The organism is Kribbella sp. VKM Ac-2566 (assembly GCF_004366005.1).
Lineage (GTDB): Bacteria > Actinomycetota > Actinomycetes > Propionibacteriales > Kribbellaceae > Kribbella > Kribbella pratensis.
In genome coordinates this window covers 71474-90887 of the sequence record NZ_SODT01000003.1, presented here as the reverse complement: position 1 = coordinate 90887, position 19414 = coordinate 71474, and the positions used below count along the sequence as shown (strand labels likewise).

At 63.3% G+C, this 19414-nt stretch carries 14 protein-coding genes and 1 pseudogene; 11 read left to right on the top strand and 4 right to left on the bottom strand.

Going from position 1 to position 19414, the window contains the following annotated elements:
• The first annotated feature begins 472 nt into the window (after positions 1-472).
• The 5 genes from EV647_RS02855 to EV647_RS02835 all read left to right on the top strand — a co-directional run bounded on the left by EV647_RS02855 (position 473) and on the right by EV647_RS02835 (position 5881).
• Positions 473-1219: a sensor domain-containing protein gene (locus EV647_RS02855; protein ID WP_133997970.1), complete on the top strand. Its 747-nt coding sequence runs from the start codon at positions 473-475 to the stop codon at positions 1217-1219.
• A gap of 412 nt (positions 1220-1631) precedes the next feature.
• Positions 1632-2087, top strand: a complete 456-nt coding sequence (locus EV647_RS02850; protein WP_133997967.1) for a GNAT family N-acetyltransferase — start codon at positions 1632-1634, stop codon at positions 2085-2087.
• 258 nt (positions 2088-2345) lie between these two features.
• Positions 2346-2981: a maleylpyruvate isomerase N-terminal domain-containing protein gene (locus tag EV647_RS02845; RefSeq protein WP_133997964.1), complete on the top strand. Its 636-nt coding sequence runs from the start codon at positions 2346-2348 to the stop codon at positions 2979-2981.
• 1624 nt (positions 2982-4605) lie between these two features.
• Positions 4606-4824 carry a hypothetical protein gene (locus EV647_RS02840; protein ID WP_133997961.1) on the top strand — a complete coding sequence of 73 codons (219 nt, stop codon included), beginning with the start codon at positions 4606-4608 and terminating at the stop codon, positions 4822-4824.
• Positions 4825-5254: 430 nt separating this feature from the next.
• A complete protein-coding gene (locus EV647_RS02835) occupies positions 5255-5881 on the top strand; it encodes an MOSC domain-containing protein (protein ID WP_133997958.1) in 627 nt (208 codons plus the stop codon).
• Between the two features lie 504 nt (positions 5882-6385).
• Here EV647_RS02835 and EV647_RS02830 read toward each other — a convergent pair.
• Positions 6386-7669 carry an alpha/beta hydrolase gene (locus EV647_RS02830; protein WP_202876023.1) on the bottom strand — a complete coding sequence of 428 codons (1284 nt, stop codon included), beginning with the start codon at positions 7667-7669 and terminating at the stop codon, positions 6386-6388.
• A 1184-nt stretch (positions 7670-8853) separates the two neighbouring features.
• On the opposite strand from EV647_RS02830, the gene EV647_RS02825 reads away from it, so the two are divergent.
• Complete coding sequence (locus tag EV647_RS02825; RefSeq protein ID WP_166680209.1) at positions 8854-9810, top strand: DMT family transporter; 957 nt, start codon at positions 8854-8856, stop codon at positions 9808-9810.
• Positions 9811-9841: 31 nt separating this feature from the next.
• On the opposite strand, the gene EV647_RS02820 is transcribed toward EV647_RS02825, so the two are convergent.
• The gene (locus tag EV647_RS02820) at positions 9842-10399 is read right to left on the bottom strand and encodes a TetR/AcrR family transcriptional regulator (protein ID WP_166680208.1); all 558 of its coding nucleotides are present in this window, start codon (positions 10397-10399) and stop codon (positions 9842-9844) included.
• Positions 10400-10578: 179 nt separating this feature from the next.
• Between EV647_RS02820 and EV647_RS02815 the strand changes: the two genes are divergently transcribed.
• Both EV647_RS02815 and EV647_RS02810 read left to right on the top strand, forming a co-directional pair.
• Entirely contained in the window at positions 10579-12021 is a 1443-nt protein-coding gene (locus EV647_RS02815) for an MFS transporter (RefSeq protein WP_133997948.1), read from the top strand.
• 310 nt (positions 12022-12331) lie between these two features.
• A complete protein-coding gene (locus EV647_RS02810) occupies positions 12332-12898 on the top strand; it encodes an ABATE domain-containing protein (protein ID WP_133997945.1) in 567 nt (188 codons plus the stop codon).
• Between the two features lie 487 nt (positions 12899-13385).
• Here the strand turns inward: EV647_RS02810 and EV647_RS02805 are convergent, their stop codons facing one another.
• A complete protein-coding gene (locus EV647_RS02805) occupies positions 13386-14141 on the bottom strand; it encodes a carbon-nitrogen hydrolase family protein (RefSeq protein WP_133997942.1) in 756 nt (251 codons plus the stop codon).
• Positions 14138-14800 (bottom strand): flavin reductase family protein, encoded by a 663-nt coding sequence (locus EV647_RS02800; protein ID WP_133997939.1) that lies wholly within the window; start codon positions 14798-14800, stop codon positions 14138-14140. The genes EV647_RS02805 and EV647_RS02800 overlap by 4 nt, the downstream gene beginning before the upstream one ends.
• A gap of 855 nt (positions 14801-15655) precedes the next feature.
• On the opposite strand from EV647_RS02800, the gene EV647_RS02795 reads away from it, so the two are divergent.
• The 3 genes and pseudogenes from EV647_RS02795 to EV647_RS43610 all read left to right on the top strand — a co-directional run.
• A complete protein-coding gene (locus EV647_RS02795; protein ID WP_133997936.1) occupies positions 15656-16423 on the top strand; it encodes a hypothetical protein in 768 nt (255 codons plus the stop codon).
• Between the two features lie 1394 nt (positions 16424-17817).
• The gene (locus EV647_RS02790) at positions 17818-18663 is read left to right on the top strand and encodes a LysR family transcriptional regulator (protein WP_133997933.1); all 846 of its coding nucleotides are present in this window, start codon (positions 17818-17820) and stop codon (positions 18661-18663) included.
• Positions 18664-19050: 387 nt separating this feature from the next.
• Positions 19051-19401, top strand: a pseudogene (locus EV647_RS43610) (aldo/keto reductase); the annotation flags it as partial.
• Positions 19402-19414: the final 13 nt, after the last annotated feature.

The window sequence follows — 19414 nt, the reverse complement described above, 5'->3', positions numbered from 1 at the left end:
CGCCCGCCCAACGACTGGCAGTCCATCTTCGGCGGGCCGGCCTGGACTCCCGCGTAGTCATCCGCGGCGTCGAATGCCCCGTCGGAGTTCTCCTACCTTCACGTGGCCACCACGCGCAGGGAACCAATACGGCACGGACGAACGATAATGATTGTCATATCAGAGAAACGCGAGGTCCCGCCATCCCTCACCGTGGCGCTCGGGGTCACAGCGAGATCGGCTCTAATCACTCAAGCGTCAGCTGGCGCCGAGCGCCGGGCGCTTGGGGCAGGGCAGAGCGTGGTGGTCAGCGCGTGCAGCTCTGCTGGACTTCTGATGGGCGCCGCCCATCTGTGAGCGTGGCTTGCGCAGGCTTGAGAAGCTTGGCATCATCTAACGTGATTTCCGTTCTACTCCATTACCACGGGGCGCTACAAGCAGATCGAAGCGCAGGCCCGTGCAATCGTCTGGTCTGCACCCTGGAGCGCATCTCGTGTTGCTGAAGCGAATCCCCGTCCCCGCCATACTCGTGGCTGGTCTCGTGTTGACCCTCCCTGCCTGTGGCTCTGGTTCGAACGGGTCGTCCACCTCGGGCTCGCCGACTTCCACTTCGACGACGTCGAAAGCCACGCCGACTGTGACTGCCACAACTCCCGCGGCCCGGAAGCCGCTGACCAAGGCGACGCTCACGAAGGCGTTGCTCGCACAGTCCGACATGCCGACCGGGTTTGTGATCGACTCCTCCGAGCCTGACGAGCAAGATGGCATCTCCTTGACCAACAGTCGGTGCAAACAGTTTGCGAAGCTTCTGAATACGAAGAGCGCACCAGGCTCCACCGCAACCGTCAGCCGGATCTTCACTGGTGGACAGTCCGGCCCGTTCGTCGAGGAGGATCTAGACGCGCTGCCCTCGGCACCAGCGGCCCGCGCCTTGGTGGAGCAGACTGCGGCCGCGATTCGATCCTGCAAGCAGGCCAAGTTGACCTTGCCTGGTGACGGCTCGTCACAGGTCACGATCAGCCAGGTCTCCATCCCCAAGGTGGGAAACGCCCGTATCGGAGTCCGGATTGTCGCGGATGGCGGCGATCTGGACGGGTTCCAGGTCACCTTTGTGATGGCCGCGCTCGGTGACGTCGTCCTCAGCATGGCGTTCGACAATCCGACTCACATCGATGGCACCGTCTCCGTCGCTGCGCGCAAGGCGACCGAAGTCCTCGACGCGGCCAAGGCAGATCGCTGAGTTCCACCGGCGTCGCAGGTTAGCCAGACTGCGTGGTCGTGGGCTTGTGTTGAACCGCGTCGCAAAGGTCGCTGACGCGCCGGCGCGCAGCGATGGCCGTTGCGTCGGCGGGCCGCTGTCGCGCAGCTTCATCCGCCGGCAGAAAAAGACCGTTCTGCTGCAGTGCCAAGAGGCGGCAAGTCAACATGGAAGGGCTGGTGTACGTCATCACCAACAGCCAGGGGAAGATGATCTACAACTACGGTCCCAATAGGATCCATCCGTCTGCCGCGCTCACGAGACGTTGTGGCTGTGGGGTTCCAGGGTCGGATAATGACCCAGGAACCCAGAGCGCGGGCTCAGGTCGAGCGGCTTACCCGATTTGGAGGGTTCGAGAGTGTCCAGGATCCCTTACCCGCGCGTGCTGCGAGCGATGACCGTCGCGGATGTAGCAGCCGTCGTCGACGTTCAGGAACCTGGGGCGGTGCTCGGACTTGCGGACGTTTTTCCGCAAGACAGGTACCCATTTCCTCGCGAAGACCTGGCAGAGCGCTGGAGACAGGAGATCGCAACGCCCGGCATCGATTGCCTCGTGGTGCAGCTCGACGGTGTGCTCATCGGTTTCGCTGCCATCCGCGACGATGAGTTCTTCCACTTCGGAATCGCCGTCGAACACTGGGGCACCGGGATTGGCCGGATCGCGCACGACGCGGTGGTCGCCAGGATGCGAGCTGGTGGCGTTCGTCGGGCGTGGCTACGGGTCTTCACCGGGAACGGGCGTGCTCGACGGTTCTACGAGAGGCTGGGCTGGCGTTCGACGGGAGACCGAACCAACAGTTCGTTTCCGCCATACCCGGAACTCCTGCACTACCAACGCGATCTTGGGTAGCTCTCCGTCGAGTCCGACGTCGAGGCGGCAAACCGCGGTAAGCACTCCGAGGTGGCGGCGAAGCAACGTTGCGTGGTTCGTGGCGGACTACTCTAATGGGAGTATGTGCTTCGACGATTATCCGCTAGGCGTTCGCCGGATCGTGGTCTCGTGTTCCCTGCGCTCACCAGGAAGACGTGTGATGTACTCCTGCATCGTCCAGAATTTGGTGGCGTCGAGTCGCGCCGCGGACCGCGCCTTCAGTCGGAGGAACCATCGATGATCTGGGACTGCTACTTGGATGCGGCGGCGTCGGCGGCCGGTCTGCTCGCACACGAAGCAATTGAGGCCGCCTGGGATACGCCGAGTGTGCTTGCCCTGTACCCGGTGTCAGGGTTGGCTGGGCATTTGGCTGGACAGATCTTCTTCATTCCGCGAGTGCTGGCTATGGCCGAGCCATCAGAGGAGTCCATCTCGATTCTCGAGTACTACCAGCGGGTGAGATGGATGAATGTTGGGCACGATCACGAGGAGCACGTGCGCATCCGTAGCGGCAGTATCGCGACTGCGACCGTCGGTGCGCGCGAGTTGGCCACGCAAGCAGCAACGGCAGTAGCGGAACTGCGGGAGTTGCTTCCCGGACAGCCGGCAGGTCGGCTTGTGCGCCTCCCATCATGGGGAACATGGTCCTTGCGGCTGGAGGACTTCGTCCTCAGCCGCATGATGGAGCTTGTTGTGCATTCGGATGACCTAGCCGTGAGTGTCGATGTCCCCACACCCGAGCTGCCAGAGGACGTCACTTATGCAGTGATCCACTTGCTGTCGCGGCTTGCTGTAGGTCGCCACGGCTCAACGGCGATGATCCGCGCGCTCAGCCGGGCCGAGCGCGCCCCGGCGTCAATCGCTGCCTTCTGAGTTCAGTCACAGCGATGGGCTCCATAGCTAGGGGCGGTGACACCAGCCCGTCGGGGGAGGGAAGCTGCTGGGGATCTCCGGCGCTCTCGGAACGCTAGAGCTTCCGCTTGAGAGTAGGTTCAGGCGAGTTGATGCTTCGCTCTGCACGCAGCCAGGGCTGCTTGCAGCTCGTCGAGTCAGCTCAGATATCCCAGGACCGGGCTGACAGCTATGTTTCCTGTGCAGAAGCGAGGCGCATCACGCATCTGTGTCCATCGATCTGAGAGTGATGCGGATTGACTGCAACAGCGAATCTTAGGTACCCGGTGGAGACGGTGCCGATCCTGAGATGGTGTCCATCAGTTGGCCGACGATACGATCAGATATCGCGCTGTGCGGTGCGGACCCGTCGGCAACGGCGTGCCACGCCGGGCTCCGCTGCATGATCGCTGACAACGATCGAGGTCGGTGGGACAAGGTCTTCCCGACCACCGGGCTTACCCGGGCGCTGTCGCGACTCGGCCCGTGGCTAGGACGAGCCGAGCCGGATACGAGTGCGTTAAGGGTGAAGCGGGCCGGTGGCAGGCCCTTCTTTGGCGGACGGGGCGCGGCCGATCAGGTTACCCTTGCTGGTCATATCCGAAGACCGCTCGGTCTTGACGCATGTGATCAACCTTCGGCAGCATGACGCGCCGGACCGGCGGCGGAGTGCCACTTTGACCAGCGCGGTGACCGTGACTTGGCATCGCCAGGTTGGCGCTACGTAGACAAGGGCCTGCAGGTCGTCAGTGGGGCGCCGGTGAGTTGATCAGGGACGATGCGGATCGCGGAAGATCCGTCGGCCCATCACCGCGTCGAGTATGCACCAGTCCAAGTCGCTGGGCATCGAGCCGCTCGCGGTCTGTGCGACCTGGCGTCTTCCTCGTCACTCACGTCACCGTCGTCGTCGTTCTTGTCATCGCACGTCCTCTTCGGGACCTAGTTCGCGGTGTCTTCGTCGTCGACGCCGACGAGTTGTCGGCGTCGGCTCGGACGCGTTTCGGGCAGCCTGAGCTCTTGGCGCGTGCCGCATCCAGGGTTGGTGCTTCTCGCGCCAGCCAGGGATTGTGGCGGCATTCGGCTCGGCGTGACCTTCTTCTTTCCTGATCAGCCGCGCGTAGTAGCCGATCGCCGTCCTGCCGGACCTCCTCCTTTGGGGGCTCGTGCCCAACCATCTTCGGTCCGAGTCAGGTCGCCATACGGAGTTTGATGAGCACGCTGATGGGCGACGACGCTAACCACATAACCCACGCTCTTGATCACCATCACGCCGAACACGGACGCTACTGAACGATAGCTGGCCGTAACGTTCATTAACCTGCCAGGCCATTAGCAGATACGGACCTGGCGGACAGTCTCGATGTCTGCTGGTAACAACCAGTCACGAGCGGCGCGAGGCAGCTCTTCAGAAGGGCCGACCATGGACGGCGGCCTGTCGGGCCTCCGGGACCTTCATCCCTCGCGCGGCCGGCCTCGACTCGTGTCAACGCAGCGGATCGGACCGCTGCGACCAAGGGCTTGCCCAGGCGGTGAAACCATTGCAGTATCTAATGTGTTACGAATCATACGCCATTACACTCATCTAAATCGACCAGGGAGCCCTTTGATGAGCGAGCCCTCCGCCGAGTCCACCAGCCGCGGCGCTGCCAGTCGTTCTGAGGGAGTCATGCGCCGTCAGACGCGCCGTGCCGTCGGCGACAGCCAGAAACAGCGGAAGGGCGCGTACGCCCAGCTTGCCCGCGACATGAGGCGAACGGATCCGGCGGTCCGCGAGTGGATCGGCCGCGCCGACCTGACGCAGCCAGCTGGCGGAGATGGCGACTGACCGTGCTGGCAGCTGCCGTAGTGGACCCCGACGGGCGTCGTCAGACGCCTCGCTGCGCTGCTCCTACCGTTGGCATCGACACGGCGTTACCATCGCTGAAGTTCGAGCCGCCAAGCGACGCGATCTGTCAGTGGCCCGCTGTGGATCGGCGAGATATCGAGACCGGTCGAGTGGTCGGGGCTCCGCCGTGGTTGCCGCCTGTATCGCCGATCCACGATCGTCCAGTTGGAGAAGAGCCCGTTGACATGAACGCAGGACTCAGGGCCCAAATCACCGGTCGTCGAGACGCGCAGTTTCGGATCCTGGTACGGCGCCGCAGCCTGGATCGGGATTGCTGCGACGGCGGGGACGTTGTTGATCATCGCCGTACTCCCGCTCAAGCGGGCTTAAACCTGTGGATCCTTAGCGGTTGCCGGGGGAGGATGCCGGTATGCGGTTGTTGACGGTGAATGTGGTGGAGAAGCTGATCCCGGGTCCGAAGGAGACGGGATTCACCGCGATCGACAAGCGCCCGCAGTCCGGCCGGGTCCGGGTCGGTGAGCTCGGGCTGGCCGGCGACCGTGTCTGCGACACCAAGAACCACGGCGGCCCGGATCTCGCGCTCTACGCGTACGCCGAGGAGGACGCCAACTGGTGGGCCGCCGAACTCGGCCGTGACATCCCGACCGGTCTGTTCGGCGAGAACCTGCGGACCGAGGGGCTCGACATCAGCGGCGCGCTGCTTGGTGAGGTGTGGCGGATCGGCGACGAGGTCGAGGTGATGGTCCGCGCGCCGCGCATCCCGTGCATCACGTTCCAGCACCGCATGCAGGAACCGCACTGGGTCAAACGGTTCCACCAGGCGGGCTGCCCAGGCGCGTACCTGAAGGTGCTCCGCGAAGGCACGATCGGCGCCGGCGACCCGATCGAGATCCTCAGCCGTCCGGACCACGAGGTCACCATCGCGGAGATGTTCGGCCCGCAGGATCCCGCGAAGTTCCGGCGCATGCTCGACTCCGGCGTAGACCTGATGGAAGAACTCCGCAACACCGCCCACCGCGTCCTCTCCCGCGGATGAGTCGCACCTCGCACCCACCCCCACCCACGCCCGGCCCGGTTCACCCGCTGCCACCCGGCCGCGCTGGACGGTCGCGCTGCCGCCAATCATCGGCACCGTGGTGGTCTCGTTGTTCCAGGTGCGCTCGTCGCGCGGCATCGCCGATCCGGCCACCGTCCGCGCGCGCCACCCGTACCGCCGGGTTTGTTGCTGCTGGCATCGATGGTCCTGCTGGTCGGCGCGACCTGGGGCAACGCCGCGATCGCGGTCGGTCTGCTCGCCGCCGGCGTCCTGGTCCAGGTGCTCGCCGAACTGCTGCAGTCCTCGGGCTCGTTCCTGCTCACCTTCGATCTGGCTCCGGGTCACGCCCAGGGGCAGTACCAGGGCGTATGCAACACCAGCATGTCGATCAGCACCATGGTCGCACCCACAGTCCTCGCCCTGCTCCCACTCGGCCTCGACAGGCTGGCGGTCGGCCAGCGGCACGGATCGTTGCGTCCGCACCGCTGGCTTGACGATCGCTTGCTAGTTCTTGGGGCAGAAGGTGTCTCGTGGTGGGCGTTTGCCGTCGACGAGGAACGCGGTTTCTATGGTGTCGGCGCAGGTGTTGTTGCCGTACAGGTAGGACATGTGGCCTCCTTCGTCGACGGTGACGAGGCGGGATCGTGCGCCGAGGGTGTGGTGCAGTTCAATGGCGCCGACGTAGGGCGTGCCGGGATCGCGCAGGTTGTTCACCAGCAGGATGTTCGACGACCTGGCCTTGCTGATGTCGACTCGCGGTTCAGGCTTGACCGGCCAGAATGCACAGGGCCAGACGTTGGCCGCCGCCGCGCCAAAGAGTGGGTACTGCTCCCGATCTTGGGCGACGTGGCGCTGGTAGGTCTTGATGTCCCGCGGCCAGCCGGGGGCGTTGCAGACGAGCGCCAGCATGCCGGAGAAGTCGCCGCCCGCGGGCGGCGGCGGGAGCTGGGGTGGTTGGCCGGCGGCGAGTGCCGTGAGGGCCGCCGCAAGGGCCGGAAAGATCGAGTCGTTGAACAGCAGGCCGTACGTGAGTGCCCGCAGAGAGGCTCCATTGAACCCAGCGACGGGCCGCTGGTCGAGTTGGTCGACGACCTGCAGGTATCGCTGCCGTACCTGCGCCCCTGTAGCACCAAGACCGTACGTCGCGTTCTGCGACGCGGCCCATTTTGCGAAGTCCGGGAACCGCAGCTCAAATCCCACACCCCATCGTCGAGCACCGATCGCGTCGAGTCCTCCAAGACCGCTCACGCTGTCGAAGACCATACGGTCAGTGTGGTCAGGGAAGAGGGCAGCGTAGAGCGTGCCGAAGTACGTTCCGTGGGAGTATCCGAGGTAGGAGATCCGTTGCTCACCGAGGGCCTGGCGGATCCGGTCCATGTCCCTCGCGACGTTGGTGTTGGTGATGTAGGGCAACAGACGAGCAGTGCTCGAGCGCGCACACTGCTCCGCGATCTGGTGCGCGTCGGCCGCACGTCGTTCGACATCGACCGTTGTCCGTGCGTACGGCGGCGGGATCAGCGTGGCTGCTTGGTCGGGTCGCAGGTCGCAGGTCAGCGGCGTACTCCCGCCGATGCCGCGCGGATCGAACTCGATCAGGTCGTAGCGCTCCCGCAGGCTGGCAGGAAGCCCAAGGCTCACGAGTGTGAGCGGCAGCTGTGTCTGCGAGTCACCCTGACCGCCGATGTCGAGCAGCAGCACGCCTCGCCGGCGAGCCGGATTGGTGCTCGGCAGCCGCGACACCGCGATCTCGATGGTCGCGCCGGCCGGCTCTTCGTAGTCCAGTGGCACGGTGACCGAGGTGCATTCAAGCCCCAACGTAGGCTCTGGCACACGAGGACATGGGGCCCACGACAGAGACCTGCCCACTTGTGCAGCGGTCGATCCGCCGGTTGCCGCAGCCGAAGATTCGTGCTGAGTCCCGATGACGAGTGCAGTCGCGATTAGGACGGTTGTGACGCCTGTGGCTACCAAACGTCGTCTTTGAACCTGCGAGCGCTCGATGAGTGAACGCATGGTGAGGCATCCCTTCTCGTTAGTCGACCATGTCCCCGTATCAGTGCGTCGAAGGATGCGGGGCGGAATCGACACGCCCGCCGGAAATATGTTGGAGCCATCGCCATGATGCAAGGTCAGCTCTTGGGCCGATACACGAGGTGCAGCGATGACGTGTCCGGGCGGCCGCGTTCCGCTTGCGCCAGTCGCCGGTCTGGACGGCGACGCTGCAGACTGTGGCTGGGCCGGGGCCACCGAAGGAGGGCTCGGCTTGAAGGGTCCGGAGTCCTGTGTGATGACGCCCGGAGCCACCGCAGCTGCCGCGGCAAGCAGTCGGCGGAGTAGGTCTGCCGTGCGTTGCTCCATCGGCCGACGTTGAGATGTGGTTGCGGTGGCAGGATGTGGTCGTGCGCCGGCGAATGAGCAACTCCGGCGAACGCTTTGCCGGCCGCTGTTGAGATCGCGACCTTGACCAGCCGAGGAGAGGGCCGGTGCAGGCTTGGCTTCTCGCCGAACCCGAGGTGTGCGTGGTTGTGATCCGTCGTATGCCGGTTGTGATGCGTCGCATGCCCCGTGGGCGACTCTTACCAGGTTGCGCTGCGATTCTCTGTTCGGTCTGAAAGGCGGTCAGTGCCATCGCGGACACATCGCCGAGTGGTCCGCAGACGGACGACATTGGGTAGGTCGGCGGATCCCATCCGTACCGTTGGGATATACAACACTAGTTGTCTGGAGCTCTTGTCGCGAGACCAGCCACGTGGATGACCATCAGAGGGCTCCGGAGGTCGTAACGGAGATACTGTGGTACTCCATTAGTTCCGATGCTATTATGCAGGCGTCCATGGATCGGCCCCGGACCCGTCGACAGATTGACTGCGACGACATCGGTCGGCCGTCTACTGGAGGCTGGACGACACCGGATGATGCGGGTCGGGGGTCTTGGCGAATGTCTGAGGATTGATCGACCCAAGGAGGCGGGTATGGGATCAGCTGCTTCGAAGGCGGTGACCGGCTCGCTTGTTCAGGGCTCGTCGACCGCGTTGGCAGGTCGCGCCGCGTGGGGAGCGGCCGCCGTCAGTATCGTGCTGTGGGCTATGGCCTTTCCAGCAATTCGCATTAGCGTCACGGACTTGGATCCCATGACACTGACCGGCCTCAGGCTGATGGTCGCGTCGATCGCGCTGGCAGTATCGGCACCACTTTTCCGGCTGACTGTCCCCCGCATGCGCGATCTGCCGCTCATCGTTCTGTCTGGCCTGCTCGGCATGGCTGGATATCAATTGCTGCTCAACCTGGGAGAGCAAAGCGTGACCGCGGCGACCGCAGCATTGCTGATAGCGGCGTCTCCGGCATACAGCGTTCTGCTTGCGGCACTTGTGCTGAAAGAGCCACTGGCACGTCGGCGTTGCCTGGGCATAGGCGTCGCAGTGGTCGGCAGCATACTCATAGCGGTCGGCGGCGGTGGCCGGGTGGAACTGCGTTCAGGAACCGTGGTCTTACTCGGGGCCGCGCTGGCCTATGGCAGTTATCACGTGGCTCACAAGCCATTGCTCAGCCGTTATTCGGCGCCGGCAGTGGCATGCTATGCGACCTGGTCAGCGACGATAGTGACGATTCCTCTCCTGGCCCGCGCTCCTGCAGCGGTTGCGCAGGCAGGAACCAGTGCCATCTCAGCAGCAATCTTTCTTGGCATCGGGCCATCGGCGATAGCTTTTGTCTGTTGGGCCTATGCCATCCACAGGCTTGGTGTCAGCGCTGCGACGACGAGTCTGTATCTCACTCCTGCCTTGGCGCTGCCCCTGTCGGCTCTGTGGATCGGCGACATGCCACGACCGGTCGAGTTGATCGGGGGAGCGCTGGCGATCAGTGGTGTTGGCATCGCCAACCGGCGTCGGCGGACGGGCGACGAGCCAGCCTCGAAGCGAAGCAATGCCTAAGCATTCAGCGGCGTCGCGGGCGAGTCGGGTGTCAGTGGCGCGTAGTCGCAGTTAGGCCGCCGGGACAGTGTTGCTGAATGAGCCGCGTGGCCAGTTCAACGCCCGTCCGGGAGGGACCAGATGGGCCAAGGACTGACCCGCTTGCATAGATGCCATCGATGATGAGCAGCAGCTCGTCTGCGAGCCGGTGCGGGTCGACAACTCCAGCCGCGGCAGCAAGGCCCCGCAGTTGTTCACGGATTTCGCGAGCATGCCGGACCGACTCTTGATGCCCGGGATGCTGCGGATCCCGAAACTCACTGCTGGTCGTGTGGTAAACGCAGCCGAAGTAGCCCTCTGCAGCAACCTGTTCATAGACCATCTCAACTATGCCGAGAAGCTGTCGGGCGGGATCGTCGGGATAGTGCAAGGTGACGTTGGCGGACATGTCCCACCACGCCGCGCGCATCTGATGCAACCATGCCACGACCAGGTCGTCCTTGCCGGCAAACTCTCGATAGACGAGGCTCTTTCCGACACCGGTCTCGTCGACGAGTTGCTGCATGCCGACGGCACGCACGCCGTGCTTGTTGAAGAGATCGGTGGCCACCTTCAGGATCCGCTCCCTCGTGCCGGGGGCTGGTCTTCGTGCCACTTCTGCTCCTTCCGCATCTCATGAGGCGCGGGGCACCTCCTCACAAGTTTGACATAGAGCTCGAGTGTGTCTAGATTCGGGACCGATCAGTCCCGGACTGATCGGTCCGTTACGGTTTCGTTCAAGGATGCTCTATGACAGATCGACATCGGAATGAAGTCAGCGGCACGGCTGCGCGGTCTGGGATCGCGGCGCGTGCGAGCCTCATATTGTTTATCGTCTGTGCGGTTCAGTTCTTGGACGCGATGGACATCGCGAGTATGGGTCCGGCGTTGCCGAAGATCCAGACCGACCTAGGTATGTCGCCGTCAGCGCTGCAATGGGTCGTGAGCGCGTACGTCCTCGGGTTCGGCGGCTTTCTACTCCTCGGTGGTCGGCTCGCCGACCTTCTGGAGCGGCGCAGGCTCTTGGTGACATGGCTGGTGATCTTCGCGATCGCAAGCATCGCCGGCGGACTCGTCACGGCAGGAGCGCCGCTCGTGGGCGCGCGACTGTTGAAGGGAGTGAGTGCGGCTTTCACGGCGCCTACGGCGTTGGCGATTCTGTTGGACACGTACCGGGATGAAGACGAGCGCAATCGTGCCCTCGGCCACTATTTGGCGATCGCATCAGTCGGTTTCGTGCTCGGCCTCGTTGTCGGAGGTTTCTTGGCGACCGCATCGTGGCGGATCACCCTGTTCATGCCTGCCGTCATCGCAATCGTCGTCGCGATCATGGCCCAAGCGGTCATATTGCCCGGACGACACGGTGAGAGGCTGCAGCGGCCCGATCTGCTCGGCGCTGTCAGCGTGACGCTTGGCTTGCTGGCGATTGTCTTCGCCGTCAGCCGCGCCGCAGACTCGGGCTGGCTTGCGCCGCTGACGATCAGTGCGGCTGTCGCTGGTGTCCTGCTGATCTCAGCGTTCATCATGATCGAGAAGACAGCCCGAGCCCCGCTGATCCCGCTCGGCATCTTCTCCCGTCCACAGTTCGCGGCAGCTAATACTTGCATGCTGTTCCAGGGCTGTTACGTTGCGTTTCAGTTCGTGTCCACTCTGTACTACCAGCAACGTCTTGGCTGGTCGCCCTGGCAGGCCGGTGCAGCGTTCGTGATCGGCGGACTCATTGTCGGTGTCGCTGCTCGCTGGTTCGCCGGTGTGGTCGGCCGTCGCGGCGCTTGGCCTTTGGCGAGCTTTGGCCTGGCACTGCAGGCCGTTAGCTACATCTGGTTTGCCCTCGGTCTCGGACACGTCGCGATCTACGCGCTGCTCGTCGTTCAGCAGTTGCTCGGCGGAATTGGCTTCGCTGCTGCCTATCCGGCTATGAACATCACTGCGGTCGCCTCCGCGGCCGCGGATGAACAGGGCCTTGCTTCCGGAATTTTCATCGCCGCTTCGCAGATCGGCACCGGTCTCGTCGTCGGTGTCACAGCAACTGTGCTGAGCTACGCGAGCAGCGCTGGCCTCGCAGGCTACAGGGCCGGCCTGTGGTTCGTCATCGGCGTCACCGCAGCAGTCAGTTTGCTTGCGGCGACCACCGCGATCAAGCACCGGCGCAGGACAGAAACCGCGATCAAGCACCGGCGCAGGACAGAATGAGTGAGATTGAGTCGGACCTATCGCCGGAGCTGACAGCGGAGCAAGTTGTAGTGAGGGTTGGGAAGGGGCGAGCCGACGGAATACGGCCGCAGTCCTGAGGTCGCCGGAGATCTGCCGGCCAGTTTCGGTTACCTCTCAGCCGCATGGGTGGGAGGCAACCACCCGACACCGTCTTTGAGACTCTGAGAATGGCACATGTGTGACAGGGGCCGCCGCACCAAGACGCTCGCCAGCGCCTTCAGCATGGGCCGAGCAGGGCAGGGGCCTACACTCGGTATGTTGACACGGTTTTGGGAGAGGTAGCATTAGCGTGAGTGACATAGAACTGGGTAAGAGTTGGACGTTGGCGGATCCACAACTCGCGGTCGCGCTTCTCAGTACTCTCCGCCTCCGCGACGGCGAACTGGTCGATGAGCTTGCGGACAGGGACTCGGTGACGCGCTGGCTCGACGAGGTGCTAGCTGATCGACGTCGTGGTGCTGTAGCTCGTCGCGATCTCGTTGCGCTACGTGAGCTCTTGCGGAATCTTCTGACCGAGGTCGTCGACGGTGTGGCTCTCTCGCCGGCCGTGATTGCTACTGTCAACGAGGTGGCAGCTAGAGCACCGGTCACGCTTGTGGCGCGGGTCATGCGCGACGGCGAAGTCGAGGTTCAGGCGACAAGCAAGTCAACTGCCAGCGACAGCGTGTTGGCGCAGTTGGCGCGCTCGGCCCTCTCATTGCTCGCGGCTCCCGATCGTGACCAATTGGGGTTGTGTCGTGCACCGGGATGCATCCTCTTCTTCCTCAAGCATCATCCGAAGCAACAGTGGTGCTCGCCGGGGTGTGGCAACCGGGCGCGGGTCGCTCGGCATCACTCCCGACACTCGCGATCCTGAGTGCCTCGCAGTTCGCCGCCAACCGCCGTCTCAGGATCGCAGCGGTCTGGAAATCGATCTAACGGGACTGGGCCAGCCCGTATTAACGACTCGTGGCCCCGGAGATGCACGAAGCGCGTTGACTCGTCCGCCGTGCCGTCTCGCTACGGTCCCGCCGCAACCACAAACTCCAGGGACGCCCGCAGGCGAATGGATCCGAAGGCGATGGCATGTCGATATGCCGGCGCAGTGGGCTGCTACCCGGGCCGTTTCACGCGGACGGCGCAGTGCCGGGTATCTCGTCCACGACACGAACTCATGGACGTATGCGGACATAGTCGTCCTCCTGGCTGGGTTTGGACTGACTTGCTGGACCTGCCAGCGCGGACAAGGCAGGAGATGGCCCACCGAATGGCGGACCGGGCCGCGCCTCGACGTCGTCGACCTTCCAGGTTGCTGCCGCCGCGGCAGCTCATCACCTGCCTAACGAACCTCTCGGAGATTACTGCTAGATCGCCAGATCGACGGTCAGTATGGCCGGACGCGAACGCGGGGCATGTGCAATCCGGTGACCTCCCGGGCCATAGGCGAGACTGTCGCCGTGGAGGATCCTTCCCGCCCACGGGTGCGGAGTCGGCAGCTCTCCGACGCTGTTGGCGGCCAGGATGTACAGGTCCTTGTCAACCGTATGCGCTCGATAGTTCTCACCGATCCAAGCAGTGTTCGTATCCTCCCCACCGGGATCGATGGCCCACGCACAGGGCGAGAGGATGACATTCGCACCCATGAGGTACAGGGTGTCGACAATGGGCGCGGTCCAGCTGTCCGCACAAATGTCGAGTCCGACCAACCATCCTTCGAACTCAATCACGGAGAGCCGATCGCCGACGCTGTACAGGGCCCGGCCGATTTCCAGTTCGTTGATCTTGCGGTGCACGTTCCGCACCACACCCCGCCTATCCAGGAAGACTGCGCTGTTGTAGACCTTCCGATCTAGGCGCTCTTCCATGCCGAGCACGACGGCCAAATCATGCTGACGACAACGATCACCGATCAATGATGTAGATGGCCCGGGCACGCTCTCGGCGTCCGTCGCCGCGTTCTGTGACAGCCAACCGCTGAGTGAACATTCCGGCATAAGGACGATGTCGCAGTGCTCGGACGCGGCAGCATCGACAGCGTCCAGGATTGTGCGGATATTCTCAGACTTCTTCCCGACCACCAGCGGAATCTGGGCGATTCCAATACGTAGAGTTCGACTCATCGTCGACTCGCGCTCGAGTCGGTGGGTGAGAGGACGGCCCCATGCATCATGCCAAATCCGCGAGCCAGTGTCGATGGCCGCAGGTTGACAGCGCTACCAAAGAATTCGGTGAACTTCATGATGAGGGGATCCCATTGCACAGGGTCTATGTGGTCTACCGTTCCGGGAACCACCAGATCCGGGTCGACGTGGGTGCGTATGATCTCGACCTCCACCGCGCGCGCGTCTGCATGAGGAGCGCCAAAGGGCTGGATCGCGGTGACCCTCGCTTCGAGTTGCACACGACACTGCGCGACGCGTGGAGCCGAGACGAGATCGGAAGCCAACGGTGTCAGCCCAGCTCGCCCGAATTTGTCGGGCTCGAACTCGAATCCCTTCTGTGCCTTGTGTTCCGGCAGCACCCGGCTACCAGTCATAAGCGCAAGTCGGTCGACGGCGTCAACCATTTCGGAGTCTGCTAGGTTCAGGACGCAGTCGCTTCCGCGCTCGAGGTTCTCGGTGGTCTTCGAGGTCGCGTCGAGTCCCAACATGCACGACCGCCCCAGCCACCAAGCCGACGACATTGGAGCCAGGTTGGGCGAGCCGTCTTCGTTGATCGAACTCACCAAAACTACCGGTGTCCCGAAATAGAAGACTTTCGGATCAATGACAAGGGTCACTCCAACTCCTCATTCTCTGGCCGATCAGTCACATTCTCGCAGGATCGCCTCGGCAGATCCCTTCGCAGAAATCGGACACGATATTTCCGCCAAACAGCACTGACTGGGTCCCGAAAGCGACAGACCGCCTTGCGGCATCCAATCTGGTTCCGCCTGCGCCAACGTCTCGCGCCGTCATCGATCCCGACGAGTCCAGAACGAGCCTGACAGGCGCCAACTCGTCTACAGCTGAGCCGTATGAGCTGGAGGCTGCGAACACCGCCACCAGCGCCAACTGAACGATGACGACAGTTGTGCGCCGCAACATGTCTTCTCCAAGAGTCGCAATTCGACAGGCCGCGGCTGAGCTCCTTGCATGCCGCAAGGGCGTCAGCTGCGAGTAGTGTCCGCCCAGGAAGCGCCGACAATGGTAATGTAGCGTCTGCGCGATACCATTAGCCAACGCGCCCGCCGTCTAGGCTTCCTCGATCGTCACAGCGGCCGTCTGCACCCTGCAGCATCCGCGGTCGAGCAGTGGTCGAAGTGACCGGAAGCTTGCCAGGAGCCGATCCAATCTGGCATGATCTAACGCGATATGAAACAGCATGCATTAGTCGGAGAGGCGTAGTTGTCTCGTTTTGGATGGCCGTGGCGTCCGAGGCGGGTGTGCGTCGCAGTCTGCAACCCGGCGTTGGAGGAGACGGCGAAGTTTGTGGGCCCTTGTCCCGCGTGGTTGATGCACGCCATGCCAAGGTCGTGACTGCCGATCCCGGGCGCTCATATCTCACTATCAAGAACGTTGATCGACAGTCTCCCGATCGGGAGGCCTTGTCGTATGATGCGAAGAGGGGTCTGGCAGTGAGGATGGCCTGTCGTGTGGCGCTCATGGTCTCCGCCTGTTCCGTTGCGCTCGGACTTGTTGGCTGCAGCGGCAGTATCGACAAGTTGCCGCAAGCAACGCAAACCACGGCCGCCCGTGCCGCATCGGCATCGACTAGTCCAACCGCTGAGGTCCGTCTGACGACAGCCACCTTCGTGCAGGCAGTAACGAAGGCGATGTCGACAACAGGTGCAGTGCGCACAACGCTGCTTCTGCACGTCGGGGGACAGACGGTGACGACGAGCGGGCTGGCAAGGTTTGGCGACCGTCCGGCGATGTCGGTCGAGATGAAGGGACCGGCCTTCCACGGCACAGCTCGATTGATCCTGGTGAACGGCGTTCTTTATGTGTCCGTTCCTGGACACGTACCGGTCGGCAAGTATCTAAAGATCAAGGCCGGAGATACCAGCCCAATGGCCAACAGCTTCCGGCAGACCCTTGATAGCATGGACCCGAAGAAGACGTTCGCTGCGTTGGGAGCTGGTCTGCGCGCCGTGACGTACGTCGGCAGCGAACGAAAGTCTGGCGAGACGCTCGTTCACTACAAGCTGCTGGTCGACACGAAATCGATCATGGCCGCTCAGGGACAGCAGATGGTCGATGGGTTGCCGCAGACAATTGCTTACAATGTTTGGCTCGATAGCACTAGGTTGATGCGCAAGGTCACCTTCAACTTCGCGGGCGTCGATGCACTGTTGAGCACGAGCAGGTACGCCGGGGTCGTTAACATCAAGGCTCCTTCTCGGAACAACGTGGTGAACTGAGCACCACGAGTTGCTGTGACGCGACAGGACCAGGCGAGTTACCTACATCCGGAAACTCTCGGATAAGCTCAAGCTGGAATGTCCGACCCCAGACAGGCAGCCTGGTGATCGCATAAGCGGTTGATCTGATTCTTGACGGGCTGGCCAGCGCCTCCCGTAATCCGATGAACTCGGCATACAGACCGAGGTGCCGAGGCCGGCGATACCGATCCTCATTCGCTTCAGCAGGGGGTTGCTCCCAGAATCGGCCGAGTGCTCGTTGCGGCGCCTAGTGGGATGGTCCAGATGGACCGCGTCTCCGCCAGGCGATCCAGCCTCCTCCTCCCGGGCGCGAGGGAGGCACTTGCCCGGTCGGCGCGACTACGACAGGGCGCCGCAGTGATCAACAAGATCCCAACTCCACCTTCCGGGACAAGCAGTCCGTCCACGCCGGCCACGCGATGCCCGTACTCAGAGTCGCTGTCACGACCGCGACGGAGACGGCGCCGTGGGTCAGGTTCATCACGGTCGGCCATTGTCGGCCTCGGCATGCGGCCCGCTCGTCGCGATCGCTGCGTTGGTAGCCGGACGTTGCCCCGGGCCACAACAGCAGGTCAGCTGTGGCCGATCGGGGTTCGCACCGATGCAGTACCGTGCTGGGCCGCAAACTGGCTGGACCCTTCGATGGGTCCTGCTTCCGGCTAGACAGCTAGTACTTGAGGTCGGCTTGTTTCATGCACACTGCGACCGTGTCATCGACCTGGCGCTGCTGGCGAGTTGCTCGGCACCCACCAGCGCCGACATACGCGAGTACATCCCGAGAGGTCCTGATGGCCAGAGAGTGCGACCGCGGCCGTGAGGGGGCTGTGAAGGGTCTGAACATCTTGCTCTGCAACCAATCCGCTGGCGTTGCTCCGACCTACACGCAGATGCCGAGATCGTGGGAGGTCGACCTCGGCATCTGCGTGTAGGTCGGAGCAACGGCGAGTCCAGCCGAGCACTCGGTCCGCGACGGACTTGTCTGACGCCTGCCCGCAGTACTCCATCAGCCAAGTCTTCAGCCCGATCGCCCGTACCGACTCGACATCGGCGAACTCGGGCTTCCGCACTGGGATCATTCCTGTACCACCACGAGCTCACGGCCAGACCCCACGGCTCCTAGTCGCATCTGTGCAAGTCGTCGCTCCGTCTGCACATTCAGATCACCGTGTCGTCTCTCTATATAGGCTTTATGTCAGCATCATAGGCTTTATGTCAGCATCACCGGAAAGTGCACGCACGTGCATCGTTGATGATGCCGTCCCGGGCATAGGTACACGGACGTCCGGAGGGGTGATTCGCACGGATCAAACACTATTCGTCGCTCCGTGTCAGCGGAACAGGGCCTGGGCCACGAGGGGGCATAATCAAGCCTTATGCCCCCCGATCTTGAGATCGCCCTGCTCCGAGCCTTTGTCGCATCGGCGCGGGCGGGCAGCATCAGTCGAGCGGCTGCCGCGGTTGGGCAGACTCAGCCTGCCGTTAGTCAGAAGCTGCGTCGGCTGGAACGTACACTCGGTCAGCCTTTGTTGCTTCGCGCAACCTCGGGTGTCTCGCTGACGAACGCCGGTGAGGCGCTCCTGCCATACGCGGAACGCATCCTGGCGCTGTCAGCTGAGGCCCTATCCGATCTTGGTCAGAGCATCTCGGGCCAGTGCGGCGTCGGACTCGCCGAGGACATCGCCGCTGCGCATCTGCCCCAGTTCCTTGTGCGGTTTGCGAAAGTTCACCCGCATGCGAAATTGGAAGTGATGGTCGGCAGTGGTCCGGCTTTGCGTCAGGCGCTCAAAAGGGGCCGTATCCAGATCGCTCTGTGCGACGTCAGATACATGCAGGAGCCACCTCGGTGGTCCCTGCCGTTCCCGCTGGTCTGGGCCGTTGATCCAAGTGTCGACCTGTCCGCAGACACGCTTCCGTTGGTGCTCTTCTCCCGACCATGCTTGTGGCGCTCCGCGATCCTGGAATCGATCGATGGTGCCGGCCGCTCCTGGAAGCTCGCTTTCGAGAGCACCAGCTTGGCCGGGGTGAAGGCTGCAGTGCAGGCCGGCCTCGGAGCCGCGCCGATGCTACCCGTGAACGTGGTCCCTGAGCTTCGCGCGCCATATAACCATCCTGGCCTGCCGCCGCTTCCGACGGTCGAGATCGGGCTAATTCGCCGCTCCGGCACCGAGGGAGATCCTCTCGTCGACGCCATCGACGACGCCCTCCGCAGGCTGGTCTGAGCTCTGCTGGAAGAGAGCAGCAGAGCGATCCCGTCGCACTACAACTGTTGGTACACAGTCGGCCCGATACGTGGATGCGGATCCGCTGCATCCCATCGGACCTCGGCGCGTGCCTTGTGGTCGCTCCAGCGAGCGGCGACTCCTGGGCGGAGTCGGTCCCAGCCGCGCTGGGGCAGAGCGTCCTGCTCGAGCATTCGACTCCTGGGATCCTGCGCGCGACGACGCCGCCCACCTCGAACGGGCTCCAGCCCCTAAGGTCCGGTCGCATGACTACGAGATCTATGGGACGTTCTGGAATTTGTGTCAGCGCTCTCGACCTGGGAGCTCGGTATCAGTGGGCCGGTCATGAAAGATGGGATGTCGGTCTCGTGAGGCAAGGTCGACGACGAGGAGTTGATCCGCGCCATTCATCGCGCCGTCGAGCTGGCTGTGACGTTCTTCGACATCGCGGACACCTACGGCGCCGGGCACAGCGAGCGTCTTCTCCGGGCGTGCCTTTGCCTCTCGGCGGGAGCAGTGCTCATCGCGACGAAGGTCGGCATGTCTACGACGAGTCCCGTCGTACGCTCGCCGGTAGCCCACCTGACCCGGTTGCGTACTGCGCGCCTGCGAGGCTTCCTACGCCGGCTGGACACCGAGTGCATCATGCGGGGCGTGTTAGTCCTCGGACGACGCTGTCCTGGTGTCGTTCCAGGGTTGAGCGCCGCTCACGAAGTGACCCGGCCAAGGCCTTCCTAGCAGGAGGCCCCAG

Coding starts and splice junctions, on each gene's coding strand:
- EV647_RS02845 (WP_133997964.1), top strand. CDS start 2,346: ATGATCTGGGACTGCTACTTGGATGCGGCGGCGTCGGCGGCCGGTCTG.
- EV647_RS02815 (WP_133997948.1), top strand. CDS start 10,579: ATGACAGATCGACATCGGAATGAAGTCAGCGGCACGGCTGCGCGGTCT.
- EV647_RS02840 (WP_133997961.1), top strand. CDS start 4,606: ATGAGCGAGCCCTCCGCCGAGTCCACCAGCCGCGGCGCTGCCAGTCGT.
- EV647_RS02790 (WP_133997933.1), top strand. CDS start 17,818: ATGCCCCCCGATCTTGAGATCGCCCTGCTCCGAGCCTTTGTCGCATCG.
- EV647_RS02850 (WP_133997967.1), top strand. CDS start 1,632: ATGACCGTCGCGGATGTAGCAGCCGTCGTCGACGTTCAGGAACCTGGG.
- EV647_RS02835 (WP_133997958.1), top strand. CDS start 5,255: ATGCGGTTGTTGACGGTGAATGTGGTGGAGAAGCTGATCCCGGGTCCG.
- EV647_RS02805 (WP_133997942.1), bottom strand. CDS start 14,141: ATGAGTCGAACTCTACGTATTGGAATCGCCCAGATTCCGCTGGTGGTC.
- EV647_RS02825 (WP_166680209.1), top strand. CDS start 8,854: ATGGGATCAGCTGCTTCGAAGGCGGTGACCGGCTCGCTTGTTCAGGGC.